General features: G+C 34.1%; 24 protein-coding genes and 1 tRNA gene. 3 read left to right on the forward strand and 22 right to left on the reverse strand.

Features of this window, described 5'->3' with window-relative positions; all coding sequences use genetic code 11:
* Positions 1-840: 840 nt before the first annotated feature.
* Positions 841-1,290, reverse strand: coding sequence for a GAF domain-containing protein (locus LQV47_RS13725; protein WP_230037763.1), 450 nt, complete (start codon positions 1,288-1,290; stop codon positions 841-843).
* 11 nt (positions 1,291-1,301) lie between these two features.
* Entirely contained in the window at positions 1,302-2,729 is a 1,428-nt protein-coding gene (locus LQV47_RS13730) for a TonB-dependent receptor (RefSeq protein ID WP_230037765.1), read from the reverse strand.
* Positions 2,730-2,783: 54 nt separating this feature from the next.
* Here LQV47_RS13730 and LQV47_RS13735 point away from each other — a divergent pair, with 54 nt between their 5' ends.
* Positions 2,784-3,551 carry an MBL fold metallo-hydrolase gene (locus tag LQV47_RS13735; protein ID WP_230037768.1) on the forward strand — a complete coding sequence of 256 codons (768 nt, stop codon included), beginning with the start codon at positions 2,784-2,786 and terminating at the stop codon, positions 3,549-3,551.
* A gap of 67 nt (positions 3,552-3,618) precedes the next feature.
* A tRNA-Leu gene (locus LQV47_RS13740) sits at positions 3,619-3,700 on the forward strand.
* A gap of 623 nt (positions 3,701-4,323) precedes the next feature.
* Here LQV47_RS13740 and LQV47_RS13745 read toward each other — a convergent pair.
* From LQV47_RS13745 to LQV47_RS13840, 20 genes are all read right to left on the reverse strand, one after another.
* Positions 4,324-5,268 carry a hypothetical protein gene (locus LQV47_RS13745; protein ID WP_230037770.1) on the reverse strand — a complete coding sequence of 315 codons (945 nt, stop codon included), beginning with the start codon at positions 5,266-5,268 and terminating at the stop codon, positions 4,324-4,326.
* Between the two features lie 242 nt (positions 5,269-5,510).
* Positions 5,511-5,978 (reverse strand): hypothetical protein, encoded by a 468-nt coding sequence (locus LQV47_RS13750; RefSeq protein ID WP_230037772.1) that lies wholly within the window; start codon positions 5,976-5,978, stop codon positions 5,511-5,513.
* 84 nt (positions 5,979-6,062) lie between these two features.
* A complete protein-coding gene (locus LQV47_RS13755) occupies positions 6,063-6,635 on the reverse strand; it encodes a hypothetical protein (RefSeq protein ID WP_230037774.1) in 573 nt (190 codons plus the stop codon).
* A gap of 126 nt (positions 6,636-6,761) precedes the next feature.
* Positions 6,762-7,526 (reverse strand): hypothetical protein, encoded by a 765-nt coding sequence (locus tag LQV47_RS13760; protein WP_230037776.1) that lies wholly within the window; start codon positions 7,524-7,526, stop codon positions 6,762-6,764.
* 55 nt (positions 7,527-7,581) lie between these two features.
* On the reverse strand, positions 7,582-7,752 hold the full coding sequence (locus tag LQV47_RS13765; protein WP_230037778.1) for a hypothetical protein: 171 nt from the start codon (positions 7,750-7,752) through the stop codon (positions 7,582-7,584).
* A 229-nt stretch (positions 7,753-7,981) separates the two neighbouring features.
* Positions 7,982-8,212 (reverse strand): hypothetical protein, encoded by a 231-nt coding sequence (locus LQV47_RS13770; protein ID WP_230037780.1) that lies wholly within the window; start codon positions 8,210-8,212, stop codon positions 7,982-7,984.
* Positions 8,213-8,218: 6 nt separating this feature from the next.
* On the reverse strand, positions 8,219-8,908 hold the full coding sequence (locus LQV47_RS13775) for a hypothetical protein (protein ID WP_230037782.1): 690 nt from the start codon (positions 8,906-8,908) through the stop codon (positions 8,219-8,221).
* Entirely contained in the window at positions 8,905-10,464 is a 1,560-nt protein-coding gene (locus LQV47_RS13780) for a hypothetical protein (protein ID WP_230037784.1), read from the reverse strand. The genes LQV47_RS13775 and LQV47_RS13780 overlap by 4 nt, the downstream gene beginning before the upstream one ends.
* Positions 10,465-10,619: 155 nt before the next feature.
* Positions 10,620-11,174 (reverse strand): hypothetical protein, encoded by a 555-nt coding sequence (locus LQV47_RS13785; RefSeq protein WP_230037786.1) that lies wholly within the window; start codon positions 11,172-11,174, stop codon positions 10,620-10,622.
* Between the two features lie 5 nt (positions 11,175-11,179).
* Complete coding sequence (locus LQV47_RS13790) at positions 11,180-13,564, reverse strand: hypothetical protein (RefSeq protein WP_230037788.1); 2,385 nt, start codon at positions 13,562-13,564, stop codon at positions 11,180-11,182.
* On the reverse strand, positions 13,552-14,253 hold the full coding sequence (locus LQV47_RS13795) for a hypothetical protein (protein ID WP_230037790.1): 702 nt from the start codon (positions 14,251-14,253) through the stop codon (positions 13,552-13,554). The genes LQV47_RS13790 and LQV47_RS13795 overlap by 13 nt, the downstream gene beginning before the upstream one ends.
* Positions 14,253-16,082, reverse strand: a complete 1,830-nt coding sequence (locus tag LQV47_RS13800) for a DUF2235 domain-containing protein (RefSeq protein WP_230037792.1) — start codon at positions 16,080-16,082, stop codon at positions 14,253-14,255. Before LQV47_RS13800 ends, LQV47_RS13795 begins: the two co-directional genes overlap by 1 nt.
* Positions 16,083-16,104: 22 nt before the next feature.
* The gene (locus LQV47_RS13805; RefSeq protein ID WP_230037794.1) at positions 16,105-17,199 is read right to left on the reverse strand and encodes a DUF2931 family protein; all 1,095 of its coding nucleotides are present in this window, start codon (positions 17,197-17,199) and stop codon (positions 16,105-16,107) included.
* Positions 17,200-17,559: 360 nt separating this feature from the next.
* A complete protein-coding gene (locus LQV47_RS13810; RefSeq protein WP_230037796.1) occupies positions 17,560-19,419 on the reverse strand; it encodes a phage baseplate assembly protein V in 1,860 nt (619 codons plus the stop codon).
* Between the two features lie 257 nt (positions 19,420-19,676).
* Entirely contained in the window at positions 19,677-20,084 is a 408-nt protein-coding gene (tssD, locus tag LQV47_RS13815; protein ID WP_047487665.1) for a type VI secretion system tube protein TssD, read from the reverse strand.
* 211 nt (positions 20,085-20,295) lie between these two features.
* Entirely contained in the window at positions 20,296-20,991 is a 696-nt protein-coding gene (locus LQV47_RS13820; protein ID WP_230037798.1) for a VIT family protein, read from the reverse strand.
* A gap of 87 nt (positions 20,992-21,078) precedes the next feature.
* Entirely contained in the window at positions 21,079-21,999 is a 921-nt protein-coding gene (locus tag LQV47_RS13825; RefSeq protein ID WP_230037800.1) for a carbohydrate kinase, read from the reverse strand.
* Between the two features lie 55 nt (positions 22,000-22,054).
* The gene (locus tag LQV47_RS13830; protein WP_230037802.1) at positions 22,055-22,786 is read right to left on the reverse strand and encodes a hypothetical protein; all 732 of its coding nucleotides are present in this window, start codon (positions 22,784-22,786) and stop codon (positions 22,055-22,057) included.
* A 95-nt stretch (positions 22,787-22,881) separates the two neighbouring features.
* The gene (locus LQV47_RS13835; protein WP_230037804.1) at positions 22,882-24,228 is read right to left on the reverse strand and encodes an MFS transporter; all 1,347 of its coding nucleotides are present in this window, start codon (positions 24,226-24,228) and stop codon (positions 22,882-22,884) included.
* A 6-nt stretch (positions 24,229-24,234) separates the two neighbouring features.
* Positions 24,235-25,671 carry a mannitol dehydrogenase family protein gene (locus LQV47_RS13840; protein ID WP_230037806.1) on the reverse strand — a complete coding sequence of 479 codons (1,437 nt, stop codon included), beginning with the start codon at positions 25,669-25,671 and terminating at the stop codon, positions 24,235-24,237.
* A 163-nt stretch (positions 25,672-25,834) separates the two neighbouring features.
* Here LQV47_RS13840 and LQV47_RS13845 point away from each other — a divergent pair, with 163 nt between their 5' ends.
* Positions 25,835-26,839, forward strand: coding sequence for a LacI family DNA-binding transcriptional regulator (locus tag LQV47_RS13845; protein ID WP_230037808.1), 1,005 nt, complete (start codon positions 25,835-25,837; stop codon positions 26,837-26,839).
* Positions 26,840-26,934 lie beyond the last annotated feature (95 nt).

Below are 26,934 nucleotides of genomic sequence, written 5' to 3' on the forward strand. Positions count from 1 at the left end.
TCGTATTTTTCTTTACATCATTTAGATTCCTGCGGAATGACAAAGATTACGCCTTAACCACAAAAGCTTTAAACACTTAAGCTTATTTTAAGTGACAAGCGTTATGTACAAGAAGTACACTTAAGTTTTTCAAAATCTATAATTTTTATATCAGAAATTGAAGTATCAAAATGTATCCTAAAGTTATTCAGCAGCATGTTTGTCCGTAGGAATCTCTACATCGTATTTTTCTTTACATCATTTAGATTCCTGCGGAATGACAAAGATTACGCCTTAACCACAAAAGCTTTAAACACTTAAGCTTATTTTAAGTGACAAGCGTTATGTACAAGAAGTACACTTAAGCTTTTCAAAGTCTATAATTTTTATATCAGAAATTGAAGTATCAAAATGTATTCTAAAGTTATTCAGCAACATGTTTGTCCGTAGGAATCTCTACATCGTATTTTTCTTTACATCATTTAGATTCCTGCGGAATGACAAAGATTACGCCTCAACCACAAAAGCTTTAAACACTTAAGCTTATTTTAAGTGACAATCGTTATGTACAATAAGTACACTTAAGTTTTTCAAAATCTGCGATTTTCATCGATATCACGTTGTATATTACAATAGAAGAGATAACATTCCCTTCCCGGGAAGGGTGGCGAAAATTCAAAGAATTTTTGACGGGGTGGTTAAAACTACAATCATAAAATTAATTAAAAGAGTTATTCAACATCCTGTCTGTCATTCCGTGAGTCCTCCCACTATAAACCCTTAAAATTAATTCATTCTGTCACAAAAAAACTCCAACTATAAAAAGCTGGAGTCTGTATTTTAGTATGAATTGATTTTCAATTACAAAATCTTGGAAACTTCATGACAAAGCCACTCTAATAATTCGCGGTCTTCAGCAGTGAAAGGATCAATTGTATGGGAATCAATATCAATCTGACCAACGTTTTTTCCGTCTTTAAATATAGGAACAACAATTTCTGCTTTGGTATCGATTGAACAGCTTAAATAATTGCTTTCTTCCTGAACATCAGGAACTACAAATGTTTCATTGGAAAGTGCTACCTGACCGCAAATTCCTTTTCCATAAGGAATAATGGTATGATCTGTAGGAGCTCCCACATAAGGGCCTAAAATAAGCTCGTCTTTATCTCCATTTTTAAAATAGAACCCTGTCCAGTTAAAATAAGAGATCTCCTGATCCAACAGGTGACAAACTTTCTGAAGCTTTTCTTCTGTATTATGTTTAGGACTTTCAAGAATTGAGGAAAGTCTTTTCTTTAGTTCTGACATTTTATTTATTTTTAAGAGAATTGTTTTAAGGAAAGTTCTTCTTTATAACCAAACATTCCACGTTCTTTAATCATTTCTGCTACGCCCTCCGGAACCTGAGTTTCCCAACCTTTAACACAGCATGCTATTTTTCTTAATATTTCTCTCGAATAGATTTCCAAAAACTCAGGATTATAGTTGGTAATATCTACAATACGGTTGTTATGTTTGAAATATTTATAGAGTTCTTTAAGGTTTTCTTCAACTTTAAGGTTGGAAGAATCCAGCAGCTGATGGGTTTCAGGGTCTTTATATGGATACAGGTACACTCTCATTCCGTTTCGGAAGAACTTCCCGAACGCTTCAAGAATTCCTCCTGAAAGATTTTTATAGTATTTCTCATCAAACACCATTAATAAGTTATTTACTCCCATTGCTACACCAATATCTCCACTCGTATAGGATGCAAAATAATCAATAAGTCTGTAATATTCAGAGAAGTTTGAGATGATAACAGTATATCCTAATTTACCAAGAATATCTACTCTATCCAGAAAATCCCTTTCATCAATATCTCCGTCTGCCCTAAGGTTTGAAATGGTAATCTCGATAAGTACTTCGGTTTCTTCATGGGTACAGATGGCGTCTTTGAAAAACATATCCATCCCATTCTGAAGCATATCTATATTCACTTTGGTAACCGGTCTGAAACTTCCTCTTACTGCAAAAATATTTTTCTTGTATAATACATCTGCCGGAAGCATATTGTTTCCCTGAGAATTGAAGATTACAGCATCAGTCATTCCGTTTTTCACTAACTGTAATGACATAAGCCTATTGTCTACATAGGCAAAAGCCGGCCCACTGAAGTCAATCATATCGATTTCCAGGTTATCTTTTGCTACATCGTCGTATAGAGACTCTACCAATGTTCTTGGATTGTCAAAGTAATTAAAAGCCCCGAAAATAAGGTTTACCCCAAGATTCCCTAAAGTTTCCTGCTGTAAGGTAGCATCATTTTCGTTAAATTTTACGTGAATAACAATTTCATTATAATCCTCATTTTCTTTGGTTTGAAAACGAATTCCGACCCAGCCATGGCCTTTTACTGTTTTGTCAAAATTAATGGTGGTTACGGTATTCGCGTAAGAGAAAAATTTTCTATCAGGATTATTATCACGTGAAATTCTTTCTTCAATTAATGCTACTTCATATCGAAGCATTTTTCGAAGTCTGTTTTGGGTAACGTACCTGTTTTTTACCTCTTTACCATAGATCGCATCACTAAATTCTTTGTCATAAGCGGACATTGCCTTAGCAATCGTACCGGAAGCTCCTCCTGCTCTAAAAAAGTGCCGAACAGTCTCCTGCCCTGCTCCAATTTCTGCGAAAGTACCATAAATAGTAGGATCTAGATTAATTGTTAATGCTTTTTGTTTAGGAGTTAGTTTCTGATACATTAGGACGTGAAATTTTTTGTAAATTTACCAAAATTAAACCAACCTCAAAACAAAATGAAGTTGAAATTTTTAGGAACCGGTACTTCCCAAGGTGTGCCCGTTATAGGATGTACATGTGAAGTGTGTACTTCCAAAAATCCCAAAGACCAACGTTTTCGCTCTTCAGTAATGGTTACTACGGAGGAAAATAAAAAAATACTGATCGATTGCGGCCCGGATTTCAGGCAGCAAATGCTTATTAATCATGAGCATAACGTAGATATAGCACTGATTACCCATGAACATAATGATCATGTCATCGGGCTTGATGATATGCGTCCGTTGATTTTTAAAAGTGGAAAAGATGTTCCCCTTTATTGCTATCAGAGGGTGGCTCATGAAATAAGAAACCGTTTTCCTTATGCCTTCAGTGATGTAAGGTATCCGGGTGCTCCTGCTTTTGAGCTTCATGAGATTGAAAATAAGCCGTTCCGGGTGCTGGATACGGAAATTACGCCTGTTGAGGTCATTCATTATAAAATTACCGTATTTGGGTATAAGTTTAAAAACCTTGCGTACATTACGGATGCCGGTTTTATTTCAGACACGGAAAAGGAAAAACTGAAGAACTTAGATGTTTTGATTTTAAACTGTATCAGAAAATTTGATCCTCATCCTGCTCACTTTATCCTTCCGGATGTTATCAGGCTGTTTGAAGAGCTCAAACCTAAAAAATTATTTCTTACTCACATCAGTCACCACCTGGGACTGCATGATGTTGAAGATAAGCAGCTTCCACCCGGAATCCACCTTGCCTACGATGGTTTGGAGATTAATTTTTAAAAAAATATTCCAAAAAGCTTTTGAACATTAAAAAAAGTTTTTATATTTGCACACCGATTTAAAACAAGCCCAGTTGGCGGAATTGGTAGACGCGCTAGACTCAAACTCTAGTATCGAAAGATGTACCAGTTCGATTCTGGTACTGGGTACAAAACCTCTGAAATCATTTGATTTTCAGAGGTTTTAATTTTATAAGTTTTTATCAAAGCGTAAAAACGGCAACAATACTGATATTACGGATCAGGTGCAAAAGTTGAGGGATAGCATAAACTTACATCAATACAACTTCTCTTTGACGCAAAGTTCTATTTTTATTATGCTTGATTTTAAGTGAGCCAAGAATAAATCGATTAGAAATCGATTTTGATGAAGCTAACTTTTTTATATCGCTTATTCAGCGACAAAGTCGCCTTTCTTTGCTTTCTTAAAAATAGAACATCCCAATTATCATTCCTTTGCGTGAAATAAAAGGTTATTTCCATCCTATTTTCAAGTCAAATATAAAAATCACATATTTTATGCCTAGATTTCTGAATGTCATCCAAACAAGAGGTTTTAGATTTAACCCAATTTGCTTAGTCCCCAAGTTTATAAACCTGATCCGTTGTTATTGCGGCCGTTAAAATAATTAGCTTTTTATTCATATGATGGTTATTTTTTCAAACCAAAACAAAAATAACCATTTATAAACCAGTTATACAACTTTTATGTCACATCCTCATGAATTGTAATGCGTTTTTGTGCCAGAAGGATTACACCTGTCCTCTCTTTTCTATTTTGATGATATGATGTTGGAAATATTGCCAGAGGTAAGCATCAGTTCTTTGAAATGAAATTTTTTATAGGAAATCTGCTTAATTTCATATCGGGTTTCTTTTCCCAATCCTACCTGAAGTGAAGTTACTTTTTCGTCGTATCTATGATTATTGACGTCCATTCGAATGTCAGTATCAGTAATCAATCTGCTCTCCGAATTGGTATGTTTTGTATATTTAAAAATTCCTTTATTAGAAGAAATCAGTTTTTTTTCTATTTCCCGATCTCCTTCTACAGATTCTTTTAAAACATAGCTTGGTACTCCTGCATTACAATACGAGAACTTTACATTCCATTTATCCAGATAATCACTTGCCTGGGTTCTGAAAGATTCCATATAAGCTTTTGTTATTTTGAAATCCTTATGCTTGTATTTTTCATATGATGAAATATATTTTAAATCTTCCAGTGCATACCCTGCTAAAAAATCTTCCAGGAAGTCAATCAGATCGGGGATGTTTAAATTATCGCCAACACTTTTCTGTACATATTTATAGTAAGAATCATTCAAGTAAAAGACATCCTTATCTCCGATTAAAACTGTCTTTTCATTATTATTGAATGTAATCTTAAGTTTTGTACTGTAGCTTCCGTTTTTATAAGTCAACAAAAGACTATTCTGATTTTTTGCCAAAGCACATATATTGGGTACTTTCTTTTCTGATACCGAAGAATCATTAAAATCATAGAAAGCAATACTATCATTTTTAGGGCTGGAGATATAAATAAGGTTATCAGTACTTATTTTATCCTTTTTGTCAATTCTTTTATCATCTACGTATTCTCCCTTATCAATAGTTTTATTAACAATATGAGTAACGGTATAGGATTTTGGTGTCTGCGCAAGAGCGGTTATATGAAACGCCACCAGAATAAGTAATGTATGTATTAAATTTTTCATTATTTTGTCCTGTCCAGTACATACGCTGGCACTTTTTTCAAGTCCTTCTTTTGAGACTTCATTAAAGAAAGGTATTCCTGATAATTAATACTTTCTTTTTCACCTGCTATCCAATAACTATCAGCTAAATTTAGATATGCCACTGTTCTATGAGGACATTTTTTAATTATTTCATTTAATATAGTGATCGCAAATTGATTTCCGTTTTTAGTTTGAGCTAAATAATAAGCAAGATTATTATATTAATCAATATTATCATTTTGTAATGGTACTTCACGAAGCATGTTCTCAATATCAGACAAAGTAGAAGAAACTATAAAACCTGAAAGCTTTTTTTCATAAGATAATAATGAATATAAGCTTTCAAAGTAACTTTTTTTGACCAAATGGATATACACTTCATCGCATTCTTTAAAATGTGTATACTGGTTCATTGAATTGCCAGAGTTTTGAATAGAGATTGTGTCATTTGAATACATAGCTGCTATATCATCACTAAAATCAAGATAGGTTACACGATCTTCTTTAGAGACTTTGACAGTTCCTTTATACTTTTTTATTTTTCCTATATTAAAAATAAAACTGTTATCAATGGCTATTTTTAGATTGAGCTTACACTTAGCCTCTACTGATGAATACACACCAATAATATTTTGAGAATAGGCAAAGTGGGAAATGAAAAAAATTAAAAATATAAATGATCTAATCATCCTGTTTATTAATTTTAGCTTTATTATTTGTACCCTTACTTGATATTTTTAACTCTGCCTATTTCATGTTACTTTTCATCCCTTTCATTCAAGGCTATTTTTAGAACACTTCACTAAATATTTCTTATTATCTAATAGCTTTTCCTGAACATTATCAAAGTTATTTTTTGTCAAAGAGAAATTCATTTTTCTTGGTATTTTATACTGACACTTTTCAGTCATTAACCTTTCACTTAAAGGATTAGTTCTTGAGCTTAAAATATCTATCAAAATCCAATCTTTTTTTAGTTTATCATAGCTAAAGTTTAATAAGTCAAAATCAAGATATTTAGGTGCATAAGTGAATTTAACGCTGACAATACTTTTTATTACTTTGACATTTAAACTTCCTGCTTCTGAATTATAATTCGAGAAAAAAAATATTGAATCATTTTTCCTGTTCTCAATTGAATTCACATATTCAAAAATTAGTTTATTGGTAACTGAATCTTTATAAGTAACATCCTGGATGTTATCTAAATTCAGATCTTTTTTAGCAATAATCTGATATTGTGCGCTAGTAAATAAAGGCACCAATATAATAGCAATTATTTTACTTTTTTTTAGAAACACATAGTTCATCATACTTAAAAAATAATTTGTCAATTCTTTTATCATCAACGTATTCTCCTTTATCAATAGTTTTATTAACAATATGAGTAACGGTATAGGATTTTGGTGTTTGCGCAAAATCGTTTATATGAAACGTCACCAGAATAAGTAATGTATGTATTAAATTTTTCATCATTTTGTTCTGTCCAGTACATACCTTGGAACTTTCTTCAAATCCTTCTTTTGAGACTTCATTAAAGAAAGATATATTTTATAATTTTCTATGGCTTTTCCTTTTTGTCCGGTATTCCAATAGCTATTTGCAATATTGAGATAAGCTACTACCCGATCGGGATATTTTTGAATTATTTTCTGAAGCACATTAATCGATACTGTCGGGTTAATATTTTCGAGTTTAAAAGCTAAATCATTTATTTTAGTAATATTATTGGAGGAAATACTGAGATAATCCAACCAGCTTTTGTTTGCTACCCAGTCATAATAATTAAACTTCATCTTGGGAAGATCACTTGTATCTAACAAAACTGATGCATTATCATCAGATTCTGTAGCAAAGTAGCTTTCTCTGTATTGATAAAGAATAAAATTATTATTTGAAAACTGTAATGTAAAGTCTACAACAGAATACTTATCAGAAGCTAGAGGTGCGATAGATGTTGTGTATGAAAGCAGGTTATTTTCAAACTTTAAATGATCAATATTAGCATCAGATTTACCACTGCATTCTTTGCAAGGGAAAATGTTGTCATTTTCATAGGTTAAAAGCTCTTTATTATTTTTATTCTTGAAAACGATGATAAGCTTTCTTTTAGTAAGGTCTTCTATCTGTTTTTTATTATCTGTTGTTATAATATATAAATCATCACGTGTTCCATCATTATTAAAATCATTATGCAGCTGAGCTACAATTTCATTCGATTTTAACAATGCTTCCACTTGAGAAGTTTGAGAATGACAGCTCAAACCTAAAAATAAAAATAGTAAAGGAATTTTATTGATCACCTTTAAATATTTTAACGGTTCTCTCAAAAGCTTCTCTTCTGTTACTATATGATTTTGTTGCATAATTTACTTTTGCTGTTATTGAATTCACAACTTCATGAGTTGCTCCTTTTTTAGCTAATATATGAGCCTTCTTTAATCCAATATTTAAAGTATCCATATTAATGAATGTTTTTAATGATAAAATATCATAACTAATTATAATATAGGAAATTATTAATTTACATCATTCAAAATTCTTCTCTGTTTTTTGTTCAAATTCTTTAAGGGCTTTAAATAATATTTATCATTATTTTTCTTAAAATAAAGTTTGTCTCCAACAATATTATTCCCTAAAAAAGTTCGTTTAATAATCAATAAATTTTTCTTACAACAACCAGCGGTAATCTCTATTTTAGCATTATTCCAATAATAACAGTTTTTATATTTACACTTCTATTCAGCCATTTATTTTCTTTTTTATCTATTGATAAACAAACACTATCGTCACTTACTTTCTGTTGAAGTATGATATTGGCATTTAAAACTTTATTCCAAATCTTTATTTCCTGAGCTTGGGCTACAAAACCCATTAGTATAAAAATCATTGGATAGGTTATCTTAATTTTTTTAATAAACATTATGTTTTAATATTGTGTCAATCGCCTTCTATACTGTGGTGCTATAAATTTTTCAATTTCTTTCCATGTAAAATAAACAGAGTGTTCCGGATAACCACTATTTGTTCTACTTTTCTCATCATAAAAAATGAGATTTATACCTATAATTTTCCCCTCTATACTTGTATCTATTTTGTATTGATTGAGATTCTTTATTGGAACAAATACGTTGTTATCTGTCTTTAATTTTTTACTACATATCTGTAGGAGCATTTTTTTGTTCGTGAATAATTTTTCTCCAACTTCTGTATCATTCATTTCATCAAAGAAATAATAGATCGTATACTCCCATGGAGAGCCATAAGACTGAATATGTACAGATACATTTAGTAAGCCGTTCTTATTGAGAAATATTTTATATTTTTCAAATCCAAATTGGTTGTCACGTAAAGAATTTGTTGAAATTAAGTTTTTTAAAGTATCTTTTTTTGCATTCAATCTTTTTTCTGAGTTATCAAAAAAAACACCATTAAAAAGATCATAGCTTTTTTGAATTTTCTTGTAAATGACTGTATTCTTAGTTTCTATTTTTAATTCCTGTAACTCAAAACATTCATTGGAAATACATACCGAATCTTTTAAAACAGAAACATTTTGAGCATATGAAAATATGCTAAACAAAAAAACAAATAATATCTTGGGCGGGTATTTTATCATTTTTTCTCTTTTTTTATAGATTCATAATGTTCTTTAATTTCAAAAGCAATTTTTGCTCTTTCATAATTTTTCGCCCTTTTAGGGAGTGCTTTTGTATCGTATCTATTAATAGCTTTTGAAACAGAATCAACATCATCGTTGTCAGCATGCTGCTTTGCTGTTTTTTTATTATATTTCGTTCCTTCATTCCAAAACCATAATGCAGATTGAGTTGCATACATTGGATCTTCGGATAATTTTAAATACTTTCCTTTTAAAGGAACTCCTTGCTTTTCTTCTGCAAAATCTATGGATCCCGTTGTATCATCAGTAAAAGGATTTTTATTCCTATATTTTGAAAAACTTCCATAATTTGCCCTACCTGTCACCTGCTTTAAACCTCTCCCTTTAAATTTCCACCCATCTCTCGTTAGCTCATCTCCATTTCCTAGTCCTCTTGTATCACCTGGATAAGGGGCATAAGCTCTAGACATTAAAGGAATCCCAAAATAAGTATGAGGTTGCAATACTATTTTATAATCTAATGACTTATCTGATTTTAAAACCTCTTTAAGTACTTTTCCTATTCTTTTTTTAGGATTTTTCGGATCTTTCCCTCCTATATATTTCCCATATAATTCCCCGTCTATAATAGATGGTTTATCATTCAATAATATTGTTTTAAGTTCATCATTTGTTTTTGAAATTTTGTTTCCTTTAGCATCAATTATTGTAAAAATTGATGTTAGATGGTCTTTCAAAGATTCAACAATAGTTGTATTGATTGGAATTACAGAAGAACTAAAAACTCCTAAACTTATACTGGAAGAATATTCTTCTCCTTCTTCAAATGTTGTAAACGAAGCTGACTCAAGAGCAATTTGTGCAACAAAGTGAGCTTTTCTTAAGCATGTATCTAAACCAAAATCTTTTCTATATTTATTTAAGTAAGGTAATATTGAATTTATAATTTGTTGTTGTTTTTCACTTAAGCTTTTTACACCGATTGTTTCTCTTATTAACTCAGCGGTTATTTCTTTTGAACAATTTGGACACTTACCATCTTTATTTTCCGGCACCGGTGCTCCTTTTGCATCAATACTTTCCGGAACATTTACTTGTCCGGAGGTTACAAATTCTACTTTCCCTGTTTCAGGGGGAACACTTCCCGGCATTTTTCCTGTTCCCGGTAAAGTGGACTTTTTTAGCAGCACATAATTCTCCTGAACTTTCACAGTTCCAAAATCCTGCCACTCTGTGAGAGAAATCATCTGAAACCCATCATCAAAGATAAAGTTTGGAATCTGTTTTTCAACGATGGTTCCGGTAAGCTTATCTTGTGTGGTGGGTACATCATTCAACACTTTAAATGTTCCCAAATGAGCATTGAATTTTATTTTTGCTCCGTCTATAGCCAGCAATAAATCTTCTTGCTTTTTATCTTTCTCCTCATTTTCGGCACGCTTTCCTGCCATTTTCTGGCTGTTGGCAGCTTTCATCTGATCGGGAGTCTGTTCTGGAGCCTGATTTTGAGTTTCCGGGACGGCATTTTTGCCATCGTTATTTAACCTATCCATAATAATGAATGTTTTAATTGTATTCTATCATTATTCCATCTATTTTTGATTGTTCTAGTTGCCACACAACACCTGTCTATAATTCAGTAACCATTTTTTCTTTTGACAATGTCAACAATAATACATGAGGCACTATAGAGCAATCCTTTTATCTTTTATTTTATGTTACCTTTTTCAGAATCTGGATTTACAAGATTAATTTTCTGTATTTCTTTTGGAAATTTAGAGTAATTTATTTTTTGTACTCTTTTCAGTTCTGATGGAAACCATATGGCAATTCGATTTAAATTATAATTATTAAAGTGATAATCTTCTGGTTGTTTGCTTTCTCTTTTGTATAAATTATTCTCCTTAAAATACCCCCCTAATAATTTAATATCTGCATCTGATAAAAGAGTACAGTCAATTACCTTTTTTTGATTTTCATCTATATAATAATAAAATTTTGAGGCTTTCCACAGTGGAATATAGTCCAGATCACTCATTTTTCCGGTTTCAATATAGAGAAAAGATATAGGCTCTTTTTCTTTATATACATAGCTATTATTGAAAGCTCTATAAATAACTTTATCCTTATGCACCTCTAAAGTGCAGTATGCATATTTAGAATTCATTTCAGTTATATTATCATTGTGATAATATTCATAATATTTTACAGAACTACATGATATTATTGTTAATAATGAAAATATAAAGATTAGTTTCTTCATCTCTTTTATTTTATTTCAATTAAATATTTTCTTGTTTTCCCAAGGTTAATCATATTTTTCCACTGCCATTGATAAAAAGATTTGTATTGAAAATTACTATTGAAAGTACCATCTGTTTTTTGTCTGTAGTCCAGATAATTCTCAAGAGTCTCACTATTAGCTTTAGAGTTGGGAAATTCTTCATAAGACTTTGCTTTTTTACGTTCTTTTTTCAATCTCTCTAATTCTTCTTTCTTCATTTTTAAGTTTTCTTTTTCCTGTAATAGATTTACAGCATTAGAACTTATTTGAGAAAGTGCTTTTCCCTCTAAACCGATCACATCATTTTTTACAAAATCTACAAAATTTGCCTCAAAATTTGTAAAAGAATATTTGTCCGTAACCAGAGCTTCTAAAGATTTATATCTTTCATTAAGCAGAGTCAAGCCTTGTAAATCACTTATTGGAATATTATCTCTTTTAGAGATACCCTCTAATTTTTCTAAATTATCAATATTCGAATTTATTACGCTATCTATCTCAACTGTTAAATTTTTGATTTCATCTTCATAATCTTGTTTATATTTTTGTCCATTTTCTTTTATCTGATACCTCCCCATCACTTCTGCCTCAAAAGGATGTCTTAATCCGAAAGCATGCCCTAATTCATGTATTATTAAAGAAGCTGCATCTTTATCAGTAAGAGCAGAATTGAAAATTTGTGCAGTCCCAGAATTTATTAATGAAAAAGCCTGTATTTCTTTTTCAGGAGACCCTGCGCCATGTATATCTTCAGTATAAAAGAAATAAATTTTTCCATTCTGGTCTAGCTTAAATGAATTTGGGTATAATTGATTATATTCGGCTTTTTCCTTTACAAAATCATCATACAAAGCTTTTATTTTTTGATCATTCCATATATTAGTTACTTTATGCTCTTCATGCATCTTTTTAGCTTTTTTCAAGTCATCACTTTTATAACCATACATTTTATCAATTTCCTTCAGTAGATTTTCAATCTTTTTATTGAGTAATTCTTCTCTTCTTTGCTGATCAGCCTTACCAGAATTATTTGCTTCAAATCGACGTCCCATTAATTCATCATATTTAAATGCTTTCTGCTTATTTGAGGCAGAATATTCTAAATATCGTTTTCCGTCAATATCATTGAAAAAACTTTTAAATTCGCTTTCCAAAAAAGTGACATGCTTTGTAGTAGCAGCTAATTCTCCAAAAATATAGGCTTGGTTAAAAGAGTTTTCATTAAATAATTTCACTATATCCTTCATTAAATTTACATGAGGAATATCTTTGGATTCGGTACTTGCTGTAGTTCCAAAGGTCACTTTTACTGGCTGTATAATGGTTTTATAAATAGTATTAGCTTTTACAATAAGTTTTCCTAATTCCTGAGGTTGCTCTTTTGCTTTTGCAATAATGGTAACATCCTTACTAAATGCTCCTGTACATTCAATACTAATTTTTTGAGCAGCACCTTTTATACTTAATCTTACAATATTAGGAGATATTTTGATTTTATCATCTGAACTTATTAATTCAATATCAGCTTCATTTATTTCACGTTTCACAAAGGCCTCATTGGCCCTTACATATATAAAAATTTTACTTTTTTTATTATCGGTATTACTTTCAGTATTTGGCCCCCAAACACTTAAGTATGGACATAGATATTCTTTTTTACCAGCATAGGTTTTCTCTTTAGTAATAATATTGGATAATTTTTCATATTTAGAAGCTAATCCTTCAGCACAAACTTGTTTATCAAATCGGTCAAAGCCAAATTCTCCATTGTATTGAGTATCTTCTCTTCCAAATTTTCCATCTGCATTTAATTGCGAACGATAGAAATCTATACAGGCTACAAAGGTTTGTTCCACAATAGTATTTCGCAGAACCGGTGCACCCTTTGGATCAATGCTTTCAGGTATATTCACCTGTCCGGAATCTACAAATTCAACTTTCCCCGTTTCCGGAGGTGTTCCGGGTACAGCTCCTACTCCGGGTAAAAACGATTTCTTCAACAGCACTTCATTGTCCTGTACTTTAGCATTTCCAAAATTTTGCCACTCTATAGATTTCGTCAAAATGAAACCATCATCAAAGATAAAATTGGGTGTCTGTTTTTCTACAATAGTTCCGGTAAGCTTATCTTGTGTGGTTGGCACATCATTTAACACTTTAAATGTTCCCAAATGAGCATTGAATTTTATTTTTGCTCCGTCTATAGCCAGCAATAAATCTTCCTGCTTTTTATCTTTCTCCTCATTTTCGGCACGCTTTCCTGCCATTTTCTGGCTGTTGGCAGCTTTCATCTGATCGGGAGTCTGTTCTGGAGCCTGATTTTGAGTTTCCGGGACGGCATTTTTGCCATCGTTATTTAACCTATCCATAATAATGAATGTTTTAAATGGGCATTGTGTTTTTTAACTTCTGTAAAACCTTCCTCATAAAGATCGCCCTTGAAAACAAAGAGACCTCTGAAATAGCTGGTTTCAGTTTTTTCTAAGTTTTCAGAAGAAATGGTCAGCATCATTTTTTCACCATCCATTACAGGAGTCATAATTTCCGTATATCCTTCAGAAGATATTCTTTTTCTTTTGCTATCAAATGACTGCAATAAGCCATTAAAAAGCAGCCCAAACATATGGTAACTTCCTAAAAATTCAATCAGTTCATTTTCATTTTCCAGCAAGTGGCTCACCCGGCTGAAATAGCTGTCTACCGCTTCTCCTTTATGGGTCTGTGATAATTCAGTTTGAATTTTCACCCACCTCATCTGGAGAAAAAACAGATTATCTACCGCTGTAATATTTCCCTCTTCATCTACCCTGCATTCTATCTCATCAAACAGATAGCTGACCTTTTTAAAAAATTGCCCCATTGCATCATCTTTATCTGAGAAGTCAAAATCAACGACTAGAATCTGGAACTGATGTTCTTCTTTCTCTTTTCCAAGGTAACAGACCTCCACCTGTCTGGCATATCGTTTTTCTGTGGAATAAAATTCGTTTTTCTGCTCTGTAACAATCGTTTCCAGGCGGTATATTTTCTGATGAAGGTTTTGCAGTATACTATTCATTATTCCGGATATATTCTTCTTTGATAATCGTTATTGGGATCCATTCCCATCCAGTCCCTGTTCGCTGACCAATGAAGGTATTTATTGCGTATAATTCTTAATAAGGTCTGCGGATGATAGGCAGTAACAGTCACCCCTTCCAAGGTCTTGGTTTTAATTTTATTCCCGTTTTCATCTACCATCTCAGCAGGTGATTGTTCCTGTACCGGTTCCGGGTCTAACAGCCTTTGCAATGCTCTTTCCTGCTTTTCTTTTTCAACCTGTTCATCCGTTTTGAAATTCCACTTTCCACCATTTTCAAATACATAACCATGTAAAAGATCCTTTGCATGAGGCAGATACTGATCATGTTCTATAGAATAGGAAGTTTCTGTTTTCATCACCAATTGATGGTCGTACAGGTTTTTACCGTGCTCTTCCATAAAATGTAGCGGAATATAGCTGTATTCTTTTCTCAGAAAACGGGTTCCGGTTATTTTACGGTATACACTTCCCGCTGTAATAAAATTCAGAAAGCTATTATTGATTTCAATCTGTTCTTCATCATACCAATGTTCATCAATCAGTTGCTGTCTGCGCTTATTTAAGAACCATACGGGTTTATGGTTAGAAGTTTCTATTTCATCCACTTTTTCCATTCCGTTTTCATAAGCACCGCCTATATCACAATGAACTCCCGGAAATTCTTTTTCGATACTACCTGGAAATCTGGTTAATGAAAAGTTTTCCCGATGCTCATTGCCTGCCGTAAAATGAACGGCTTTGAAATAAGATCCTGGATTCAATAACTGCAGCTGTTCTACATCATCTCCGAAATTGTATGCAGATCCTAGCGTAGAATGCTTCATCCCTTCCCATCCGACACGTCTCATGCCACCCATATCACCAAATTCCTCATAAGAAGAAACAGTATCATAGGCCCCGATAAAACGAACATCCAATTCTAAATCTTCCAATTCTTCTTTGGTCAGTACATCTTTACTTAAAAGATAATATCCCAGAAATCCAAATTTCGGAAGCTTTCCATCAACAAGATAATTAGGATCTACCTCTATTTTATCCTTATCTATCCACATATCTCCATATTGGGGAATCGTAATTGGCCCTTCGGAAGAATCCATTTGAGTATATCCTACTATCTTTCGGGATTTTTTTATCTCAACATCTGCTGTTCTTTTTTTACCATTGATTTCGTAAGCAAAATTCCTTGCGGCTGCAGCCCCACGGCTGAATCCGAAAGTATCTATATATATTTTTGTAAATTGTTTATCTGCATTTAAACTATCTCTGATTATTACTTTAATTCTATCCGCCAGTTTTTCACATCCTTTTCTCACTTTCCCTCTTACCCCTGTAATACCAGATCCATATTGGAAGCCATCATCTACATCTCTGCGGTTATCCAGCGTCCCAATACCTTCTATATAAATAGCATAATTAGTCTGTTCACAACACTTATACAATCTGGCAACATTGGTAAAATCGTTGCTAAAACTATTATCAACCCCCATTTTATCTAAGCGGCTCCTGTGAATCGCTTTAAGATACTGGTCATATTCGGAACCGGCATCTGGCTTTTTTTTATCATCTAAATCATCATATTCATCTTCCTGTTTTTCAGTCGTATCTTCTATCGCTTTTTCTTTTCGTAAAATTTCCTCTTCAGAATCCGTGCTTTCAATTTTGTTTTTGCCATCCTTATATTTTTGGCGGAGCTCAGTATTTTTAAGATTATTCAAAGTTCCGTCAAAGAAAACACCTACCTCCAAATGCAGTTCGTCAACAGGAGGTGCATAATTTCCAGTATTGTACACAAATGTTTTTCCCATAATCCTAAATTTGAGGCTTCTTTTAATTTTTCTTTTTCGACTTAAATATTTCTAATTTATCTGTCTTAATAAAAGCTTCTTTCCCATTTTCCCCTTTTAGCTTTACTGTAAAAAAGCTAAACGCCTCATTCACTTTTATGACTAATTCTGCTTTGGTACTTTTGGGATTATCTCCAAAAACACTATTAAAAGCGTCAAAGCTGGATTTTTCGTCCAAATTACATGCTGCTCCGTATCTATTATTATCTTTATCTAATACTGACATTGAAATTGAACTAGGAATTGTTCTAAAATCATAATCTGATAAAGGATTTTTTGCAGCATCAAATTGTTCTTTTTCACCATTTATCATATCAACCCCAACATCTCTTAGCGGATTTAATTTTGCATTTTCCGGGAGTTCAAAAACAGCTTTCCAAGTAAACCTTGTTCTATAAACATCCCATAAACCAAATGGTATAGGCTTTCCTTTGTTTTCTTCCTGTATTTTCTTTGGAATAATCTGTTCTCTTGTATGTACCATTTCCAAATAATCTTTGCGCCAAAATCGGTTTTCATGACTGTCGAGCTTAGCAATTTCTGATTCTGGAATGGTTACTTTTTTACCCTGATATCTCCCTATTTCTTTTTGCCAGCCAATTCCTGCCACCCAAACAACGACCACACCTCCAGGTGCCATACCTACAGAAATAACATCGTAGTTTAAATGTTGTGCTTTTCCACTTGCTCCTTTTATTTCAAACCCCTGGCTAAAATATTTTCTTACCATTTCGGTATCAATTGCCGTATCTATCTGGTAAAACTGATTTTCGAGATAAGACATCCAGATAAAATCCAAACGCGAAGGAAGACTTTTAAAGCCATTCCCCATCCCATGATTAATCGATCCCCAGGAATGGCTCCCGGGAACGATACCAAAGCTTAATCCTACCCATTCTCCCCCTTCGCATTCCATTCCTCCTTTGTATACTTCCATCGGATATCCTAAAGGGGCAGAGGTTCCTTCAGTCCATTCATATTTTGTCATAGTTTCAGTTTTTTTATGGTCTTTTTTTTCCTGACACGAGATCTGGGTAAAAAATAAAAAGCTTAATAGATATTTTATTACTTTATTCATTATTACACCTTACATTTTTTTAATAATTTACTCTTAATTGTTGTTACTTAATGATTCTTATGACATCAACGGAAGGATAATCACTAAAATTAACGATATCACAAGAAAACATATACAAAAAGAGTAAAAACAAAATAAAAGAAAATCATTTATTTCGTTTTGTTTACGTTTAGAAGCCATTACAAACGGCAGAGCAAATAATACCGGAAAAAAAGCGAAGATCAACCAAAGGGCGACCCATCCATAATCTCCATGGCTATACTGTGTTGTCAAATCCATAAAACCTAATTCAATAATGACAAGAGCCACTACCGATAAGACCGATGAAAAGAAGGAGATCAGTACTTTTTTCAACATTTTCTATCCTTTATTCACCTTAGCATCTATTTTACCCAGCATTTTCGCCACTCCTGAGCTCTGTAACAAGATATCGCCATTTTTTGCTTTATGGGTGGTGGTAGATGTTGTTTCTTTTAAATCACCCGTTACATTAATGGTTTTATTTTCGTTCACCGTCTGTTTATAGTTTTTTGAGGTGAATCTGTGATCATTAGTAATAGTAGTAGTATGATCATTTCCAACACTGGTCTTCATATCTTTTCCTACATTAATATTAAGATTTTCCCCTGCATTGAATGTCATATTTTTAGGAGCAGTTACCACAATATTACCTTTTCCATCCATAAAATAATTATTCCCGCTAGGATCGATAATATTGACACTTCCTTCTGCATCATTCATCAAAATTCTAATACCGCTTCTGGTTTGTATAGATTTTAAATGATTATTAACACCGCCACCCATAGCTGTTCCCCCATGAAACATTCCTCCCATCACGAAAGGACGGTCAGGGTGATTATGTACAAAACCAACCATCACCTGATCTCCTACTTCAGGTACAGCCACATAGCCTCTGTTTTGGGTGATCTGATCTGTTCCTCCTGCATCAGGAGCCATCATCCGGATAAAATTGGTCGTATCGTGAAGCTGCCAGTCAAATCTTACAGTTACCCTTCCTTGTTCCAGCGGGTCTGTATTGGATATTACAGTAGCAATCTGAGGCTGCGCAATAGGTACAATAAAATCCGGTTTCGGAATAAATCCTGTATCTGAGGCTATCGCTTCAAATCTTCCTGTATAACGGCCCAAAGCATCCACCTCATGAATCACCTCCGTCATCATCAGCTTTGTAAAATATGAGGTTTGATTAGTATCTGTTTTTCGCATATTGATATCGGCAACACATCCCGGATATAAAAAGGGAATAGTTGTCCCACCGGAAACCGTAAATACTTCTACCGCTTTACTTCCGGCTGTACTGGTTTGGGAAATAACAACATCCATATCGGTTGCCGCTTTTATGGGAGCTACCTGTAATGCCGGAGTTTTGAATATACCGTCATTATTTTGGTAAGCTGTTTTTGCCAAATTTCCTACATGTTTTATAGGGGTTTCTCCTGAAGAGAGCTTAGCATTTGAGCTGCTGTTATATCCATAGAAACTGGGTTTGATGTGCACCGCTTTCAATTCAACATTCACATCAGAAACATTGCTTCCATATACCAGTTCCAATGCTTTATTCTGAGGTGGCATATTTCCGAAGTGCAGCACTTCACCATCATAGTAGAACTGTTCACCATAGGCTTCAGCCATTCTGCAGAGATAATTATAATGGGTTTCGTTATATTGGGCGCTGTAGAGGATCTGGGACGAAGCTTTGGCATTTACTTTTACATCAAACTTGGTACTTTCTATCCCTTGTTTGATAACATCCTCTGCAATGATTCCCATATTAACAGGCTGATCTCCACCAAAACTTTGGGTGTGGGGAGCAGCATCCAACAGAATGGTAGGGCTATGCCCTTTCAAAACAATATTTCCAAGGTTATGATTTTCCTGGCTGAAGCCCACTCTTGTGATCACTCCTACAAAGGTTCTTTCCGGACTTCCTTCTACATCTTTGTATTTAAAAACCACTGTTAAACGTTTTCCTAAAAACTGTTGAGCTTCTTCCAGATCATGGTTTTGTCTTCCGTCCAGGGTATCATGAGCCAATGTCAGTTCAAAATCATGATGTTTTTTTACACTTTGCTGCAAACGAAAATGCTTAAAGTGCTTGATGATTTTGCCTTCTATCACAATATCCAGTTTAACCACACGGTTGATTCCGGGAATATGATTCTCGGAAATCTTATCTGAATTCGAGGTATTTTTATTCATATTATGTAAAGTGTTTTCGGGGAATTTATTTAATAAAAAAATTAAAAAACAAATGACCTTTTCATAAAGTTATGAATTTTTTACAATATAAAATTCACATTATCAGCTTTATGTTTGAAATTATGGTTTTTAAAAAGCTAAAGCTGCTTGTCCATTTATGATGTCCCGATGGAAATAATTACAGACAAAAAAACAGAACAGCATCTTTGTAGCACCATTCTGTTTTATGTTGAGTTAAATTGTAAGAGATCGGATTCTTATGCTGTAGGCCAAGCCCCGTTATAAGCCGAATTACCAAGATCAATTTGTTCTGCACTTACAACAAAACTGATGTACATACTGTTTTCATCTACGGCATCGAAATCTACTTCGTGCTGGATGACATACCCGTTAGTCCATTTTAATGTTGTTAATGTTCCTTCTTCGTGAGATTTGTTGAAAGTTACTTCACCTACTGTAGGCTTGTATTTTCCATTAAGTAGGCTTTCCAGGATGTCAGATTTCTCTGTAGCTTCTACTGTAATTTTAATAAGAGCATTGGAAGGATCAGATGCTACTCTACCGGACACGTCTGTAGCACGGGCTACCGTATAATTCAGTTTTAATAACTTTTGTCCTTCACCGTTGTTGAATTTTAGAATTCCTCTTGAATTTCTTTCTGCCATGATCGTAAATTTTAATCGTTAATATTTTGTGATTTGTGGTTGGTTATATCACCAAAATTAGAAGTATTTACCAGACTGAAAGAATATTTAAGCTTAAATCTGAAAAAGTGTAGTATTTCTACGACTAACACTTGTTAGGTTTTTTATTGTTTGTAAATCAAAAGATTACCTTTCAAAAAGTATTAAAACACGACTTCCAAAGTACAAAGTACTATGCTACACTTACTCCGAAAAAACTTCCTACCAAAGCTGTAATCCCCATTGCTACCGTCCCCCAGAAACAGATTCTGAGCATGGCAATTTTAATATCGGAACCACCTGTTTTGGCTGAAATTGCTCCTAGCAGCATGAGGAATATGATGGAAAAACCATATTGAAAATAGATCATCTGCTTAATAGGAGCCAGTAAAGAGACCATAAAAGGTAATAAAGCGCCTAATGCAAAGGATCCAAATGAAGCAATAGCTGCCTGCAGAGGTTTTGCCTGTGTGATTTCATTGATTCCCAATTCATCCCGGGCATGGGCTCCCAATGCATCATGTGCTGTGAGCTCAGTAGCAACCTGCATTGCTGTTTCTTTGGAACAACCTCTTCTTTCATAGACTTTAGCTAATTCTCTAAGTTCTATTTCAGGCATTTCTTCAAGCTCACGTTTTTCACGGATTAAATCTGCTTTTTCTGTATCCTCCTGTGAACTTACAGACACATATTCACCGGCAGCCATAGACATTGCCCCCGCAATCATTCCCGCTAAAGCAGCCAGAATGATGATATGACGGTCGGGTTCTGCTGCGGCAACCCCAATAACAATACTCGTGGTGGACAGCAACCCGTCGTTAGCTCCCAAAACAGCTGCCCGAAGCCAGCCTACCCTGTTTACATAATGTTTTTCTAGCTGATGCTGCATAATACAATATTTCAGTGTTGATCCTTCCATTAAAGGTATAAAATGTTTCTTCAAGAATCATTTTAAATTAATATGCAGTTTGTTGGTTCAGCTCAAAACAGAGACAGGGTGTTCACTTTTAAATCTGTTAAAATCCTCAAGGGTATATTCAGGGCATGCTCCTTCCTGTGATGTAATAAAAGCTCCTAGTGAAACGGCCTGTAACATTGTTTCATGTACAGAACTTCCTTTTTCCAGCTTTTTTGATAAAAACCCTGCTAAAAAAGAGTCACCACTTCCAACGGTGTCTTTTATGGTAACCGGGATGGTAGGATAGAGATAGAAATCATCCTTATAAGCATACAGAGCTCCTTTACTTCCTTTGGAAACAATAATTTCCGGGAGGTCAAATTGATCCTGTAAATAATGTATGCTGTCTTCTTCATTGGTATATGTTTTTCCTAAAAAGTCCAGCATCATACGTAATTCTGCTTTGTTAAATTTTGCAAGATGTGCTTTGTGTAACAGGTCCTTAATCATGCTAACCTCATAATATGGTTCTCTAAGGTTAATATCAAAAACATTGTAAGAACCGATCTCCAGTAACTGGAATAATGTGTTTTTGGATTTCTCACTTCGGGCTGCCAGTGTTCCAAACACTAAAGCATCTGCTTCATTAAGGATTTCCTGATCTGCTTGGGTCATATCAATAAAATCCCAGGCTACATTTTCTACGATATCATAATGCGCATCATTATTCTCATCCATTGAAGCAACAACAGTACTGGTAGGATATTCTGTGCTTATCTGAATGTGCTCAGTCGGAATTTTCCAGTTTTTCATTTTCTGTAACAGATCGTGCCCAAGCTGGTCATCTCCAACACTACTGATCATATTGACACCAACACCCATCCTTGAAAGATGATATGCTACATTAAAAGGGGCTCCCCCCATTCTTTTCTGTTCTCCCGGAAAAATATCCCACAGAACTTCTCCAAAGCAGACTGCTTTATTTTTTTTATCTTCCATTATTTTAAAATAATAAATATATTTTTAATAGACTTCTCAAATTCATCTCTGTTTTTCAGAATGAATAGGCCTGTACGGAAAACTGCAGAAATGCATTATTGTTTACAGGATTCCACATTCCCCATATTCCGATGGGTATTTTATATCCTTCAATGGTAAAGTTTTTTGAAATAATAAGACTCACCTCATTAAATCCTGCTTCTTTAGCAAAAAAATTATTCTTTTCGCCGTTGCTGTTGTTTAGTGCAAAGCCATATCCCAGTCTTCCTCTTACTTCCAGATTTTCTTTCTTATAGACAGGATATTCTCCCGATACAAATGATGAATATTTGTTCTTTGTATTATCACTGTTCCTGTCTCTCCCGAAAACCACAGTGTTCCAACTGAGAACTAACGGAAACTTTTCACTTATGGTATAATAAGATCTCAGGTCCCAAAAGCGCCCGGTTTCCCTTGCTGAATAATTAAAAAATTCTTTGTTATTATACGAGGCATCCGGTGAAAAATTATAAATATCCCCTAATTCTAAAGTAAGATGTTTATTTCTGTATCCTACATAATTATTAAATTCTTTATAGGAGCCATTCACATTACCACCAGCCCAAAATCCTGCATAGAAGTTCTTATAATCCAAATGTACATCTCCTGTATAAACCAAGCCTGTAGAAACTTCAATACCACGCCATAAATGACTATTTCGAAATTGTAAAGCAGAATGTACCTCCTGTGCATTCAAAAATACACTTCCTATAACCGCGGAAAAAAACAATATAATACATTTTAACATGACATAAGTATTTTTAATATAAACACTAAGCATCCTCTATCCGGTAATTATTTACAGGATAATAAAATAGCTATAAGAAAATATATGATAGTGAACTAATGAATAAGATCTTTTTCTCTTATCCTCGATCCGAACAAAGCATAGGTCAGCATCAGCAATTCGCAGATTACGGTAAGCCACCATGTCCATCTCCACGAGCCTAAAACATCTGCCAAACCGCCTTGGATAAGGGTAAACACAGCCCCGCCAAATACTGCAGAAATAAAAATACCTGATGCTTTTGAGGTATACTTATTCAATCCTTTTATAGAAAGGGTGTAGATGCAGCTCCACATAGACGAATGCAGAAGACCGATTGCCACCAGAAACCAAAGGTTTTGTGTAATCATAGATGTTAGGGCAAGAATCGTCGCAAGAACTGTTGTGATTATTAATTGTGTTCTTGCAGAAATTTTACTCAAGAAACTTGATATTGCTCTCCCTACAAGAAATCCACCCCAATATAATGTAGACAGTAATGCATGAATGCCTAAATCTATCCCACCGACAATAATATCTGTTTTTCCGAAAAAGGTGATTGGATGTCCCGAATCCATCAATTCAAAGGCATACAGATTAATATTGGCTCCGATAGCAACCTCAGTTCCAACATAAAAAAAGATAGCCAGAACCCCCAATACAAAATGCCTGAATGACCAGATGCTTCTTTCCAGCTTTTCTTCTCCTACTATTCTCGTATGGGCAATATCAGGAAGGTGAAGCTTTTTGGTAATCACCATTACCATTAATATGCATATGATAAGTGCTAACAGAGGGAGCAGCAACTGCCTGATTTCTATATTTTCTATGGAAATCCCACTGAACATGACCACGGTAACAAAAAATGGTGCAGAAGTAGTCCCTATTGAATTAATGGCTGTCAGAATATTCAACCGCTGTACCGGCTGGGTTCCTTTCAATTCATATGATGCGGCATAAGGATTTACAACCACCTGAATGATGGCGGCAGAAGTACCCATTAAATAAGATCCTATAACGAAAATGGTAAATCCGAAAGGAATAACCGCATCCTTAATACTGAACTGTAAATCCGGATACTGATCACCAAACCAGGATGAGCATAAATACATAAAAAGACCTGAAATCATAAAAAAAAGACCACGCAGGATTGTATTTTTATATCCAAATGCATTTACCCATTTACTTCCCAGTGTTCCGTTCAAAAGATAGCCAAGAAAGAAGAAAAAGGAAATTAAGGTGGTAAATGTATTTTTCAAACTGCCGGCATGGCTTAGAAAAGTGAATTTCAGAGGCGCCTGCAGCTGCTCATTCACGGTTGTCAGAAAACCTACAATAAAATAAATAAAGGTGATAATGGCAAATGGCAGTATGGCATTGTTTGTCTTATTTTCTGAAGGGCTTATATTTGAATTTATTTGCATGACCTTCTATTTTATAATTGATTTTAAAACCCAATCGGTTCCCGAGTCTTTAATATCTTGTACAAACCGGGTATACAGATTTGTGAACTGTTCAGAATCTTTCAGATGAACTCCTTTAAAAGCTGATAATTCTAAAAAATCAAGTGGGTTTTCACTATCAATAAGTAAGTCGTCACTGGTAGTCAGCCAGAGTTCAGACACTTCAAAAGTATCTCCATGGTCATCTGTTTTATATTTCAGATAATGTCTATAGGAAGCAATAAGAAAAGCAAGTCTTGTAAGGTCTTTCCCCTCTTTTTTCATTTTATCAAGATTAGGAATGATATATACCGGAAATTTTGAAACCCCGTCAGAGCACAAACGGCTTACCTGATCACTGACACTATGATTGGCAAATCTTTCAATAAGTGTGTCTTTGTAATTTTCTAAATCTGTATTTTTAGGGACAGGAACTAATGGTGTAATATCAATATCCATAAAGTTTCGGATAAATTGTACCAGATCTTTATTTTCCATCGCCTGGTCAACTTTTCGATACCCCATCAGGAAAGACGGATAAGATAACAGTGTGTGTGAAGCATTCAACAGGCTCAGTTTCATATTTTCAAATGAACTGACATCATCTGTGAATTCTACTCCTACTTTTTCCCAGGCAGGTCTTCCAGCCATAAAGTAATCTTCTATTACCCATTGTGCAAAATCTTCACAGTAAACAGGAGCTTTGTCATTCGTACCATTCAGCTTGTTCAGTCTTTCAATATCTTCAGGAGTGGTGGCAGGAGTAATACGGTCTACCATACTATTGGGGAAAGCCACATTGTCTTTTACCCATGCTGCAAGGTCTTTATCCTGTGCTTCTATAAATGCTGTAAAAGCTCTTTTCGCTGTATCACCGTTATGCTGAAGATTATCACACGAAAGTATTGTAATCCCTCCCGCATTTTTTACTTTTCTACTGCGTAATCCTTCTGCAACAAAGCCAAAAACGGTAGTAGGACTGGCAGGGTTTTCCAGATCATACTTTATTTTTTCATCATTCAGAATAAATTCTCCGGTTTCCTTATCCAGATTATATCCTCCTTCTGTAATGGTTAAAGTGATTATTTTAATTGAGGGGTCGGCAATTTTTCTGACCACTGCATCCGGATCTTCAATTCCCCAGATCAATTCACATAATGAATATATTTTATACACTTCATTTGTTCCGTTTCTTCCGCAAACTGTTAGTGAGTACTTAAGATCCTGAGCCCGTAAATTGTTTACGATCTTCTCATCTGAAGGCAATAAACAAACTCCACAAATCCCCCAGCTCTGCTGATCTTTATCATGTAACAGCATATTGGTATAAAATTGCTGATGAGCCCTGTGGAAATTTCCTACACCAATATGTAAAATCCCGGCACGAACCTCAAGCAAACCATAATTACAATAAATCTTATCCATAAGTAATAAATTATTAACAGATTAATCAATCCGCTAAAACTATATTAACAAATAGTTAATTCATTAGTTTTTTTTAAAAATTTAAATTGGGAACGTTCCCAAATTTTAGGGAACGTTCCCAATTGTCTATTTTTTTGTTATTTTTGACGAAAAGCATGGTATAATGAAGCGTATTACGATTAAAGATCTGTCTAAATTTTTGTCATTATCCACCTCTACCATCTCCAGAGCACTCCTTCATGATAAAAATGTAAATGATGAAACAAGAAAACGGGTATTGGATGCAGCAAATAAAATGGGCTATAAACCCAACCTTACTGCTTTAAATCTGCAATCCGGACAATCCAAGACCATAGGGTTTGTTGTACCTGAAATGATCACTCCTTTTTCAGCAAAAGTTCTTAAAGGAATTCAGAATATAATGTACCCACTTGGATACCGGATTATCATCACTCAGTGTGATGAAGATCCTCTTATAGAAAGAAAAAATCTACAGCTACTCGAAGAGTTTAATGTAGATGCTATTATTATCAACCTTTGTCATGAAACCTACAATAACGATATATATCAGCACATTATGAGGCAGGGAACTCCTTTAATATTCTTTGACAGGCTCCCTCATGAGTCCTTAGATGTTTCCAAAGTAATTGTTAATGATTATATTAAAGCATCATTAATGGTAGAATATTTAATTAAAACAGGGAGAAAAAGAATTGTCTATATCATGGGGCCTACAACTATCCGGAATGTTACGGAAAGAATGAATGGCTATAAACGTATTCTTATGAAATACAACATCTTTGATGAAAACCTTATTATACAGGCCAATGGGATGACTGTTCAGCATGGAAGAGATATCATCCAGGAACTGTTAAATAAGAATATAGAATTTGACAGTATTTTTGCATTTAGTGATACCTTGGCAATGGGTGTCATGAATTATCTTCTTGAACAAAAGATAAGAATACCTGAAGATGTATCCGTGGCAAGCTTTTCCGGAACCGAATTATCATCAATGGTATATCCCCAATTAACCAGTGTACAACAACCTCTGGAGGAAATGGGTGAAAAGGCGGCAGAACTGGCACTGGAAAAAATCAAAGATCATTCAGCTCCAAGCCGGTCAGTTTTAATGGATGCAGAATTGGTATACCGAGCTTCTACTTAATAAAATCATGAGCAAAGAAAAGTATTGAATGAGCTTAAAGATGGGACAAAATTAAATGTCTTAATTCTCCCAGTTGCTTTAAAATAAATAACAAA

Source organism: Chryseobacterium sp. Bi04, from assembly GCF_918698085.1.
Classification (GTDB): Bacteria; Bacteroidota; Bacteroidia; order Flavobacteriales; family Weeksellaceae; genus Chryseobacterium.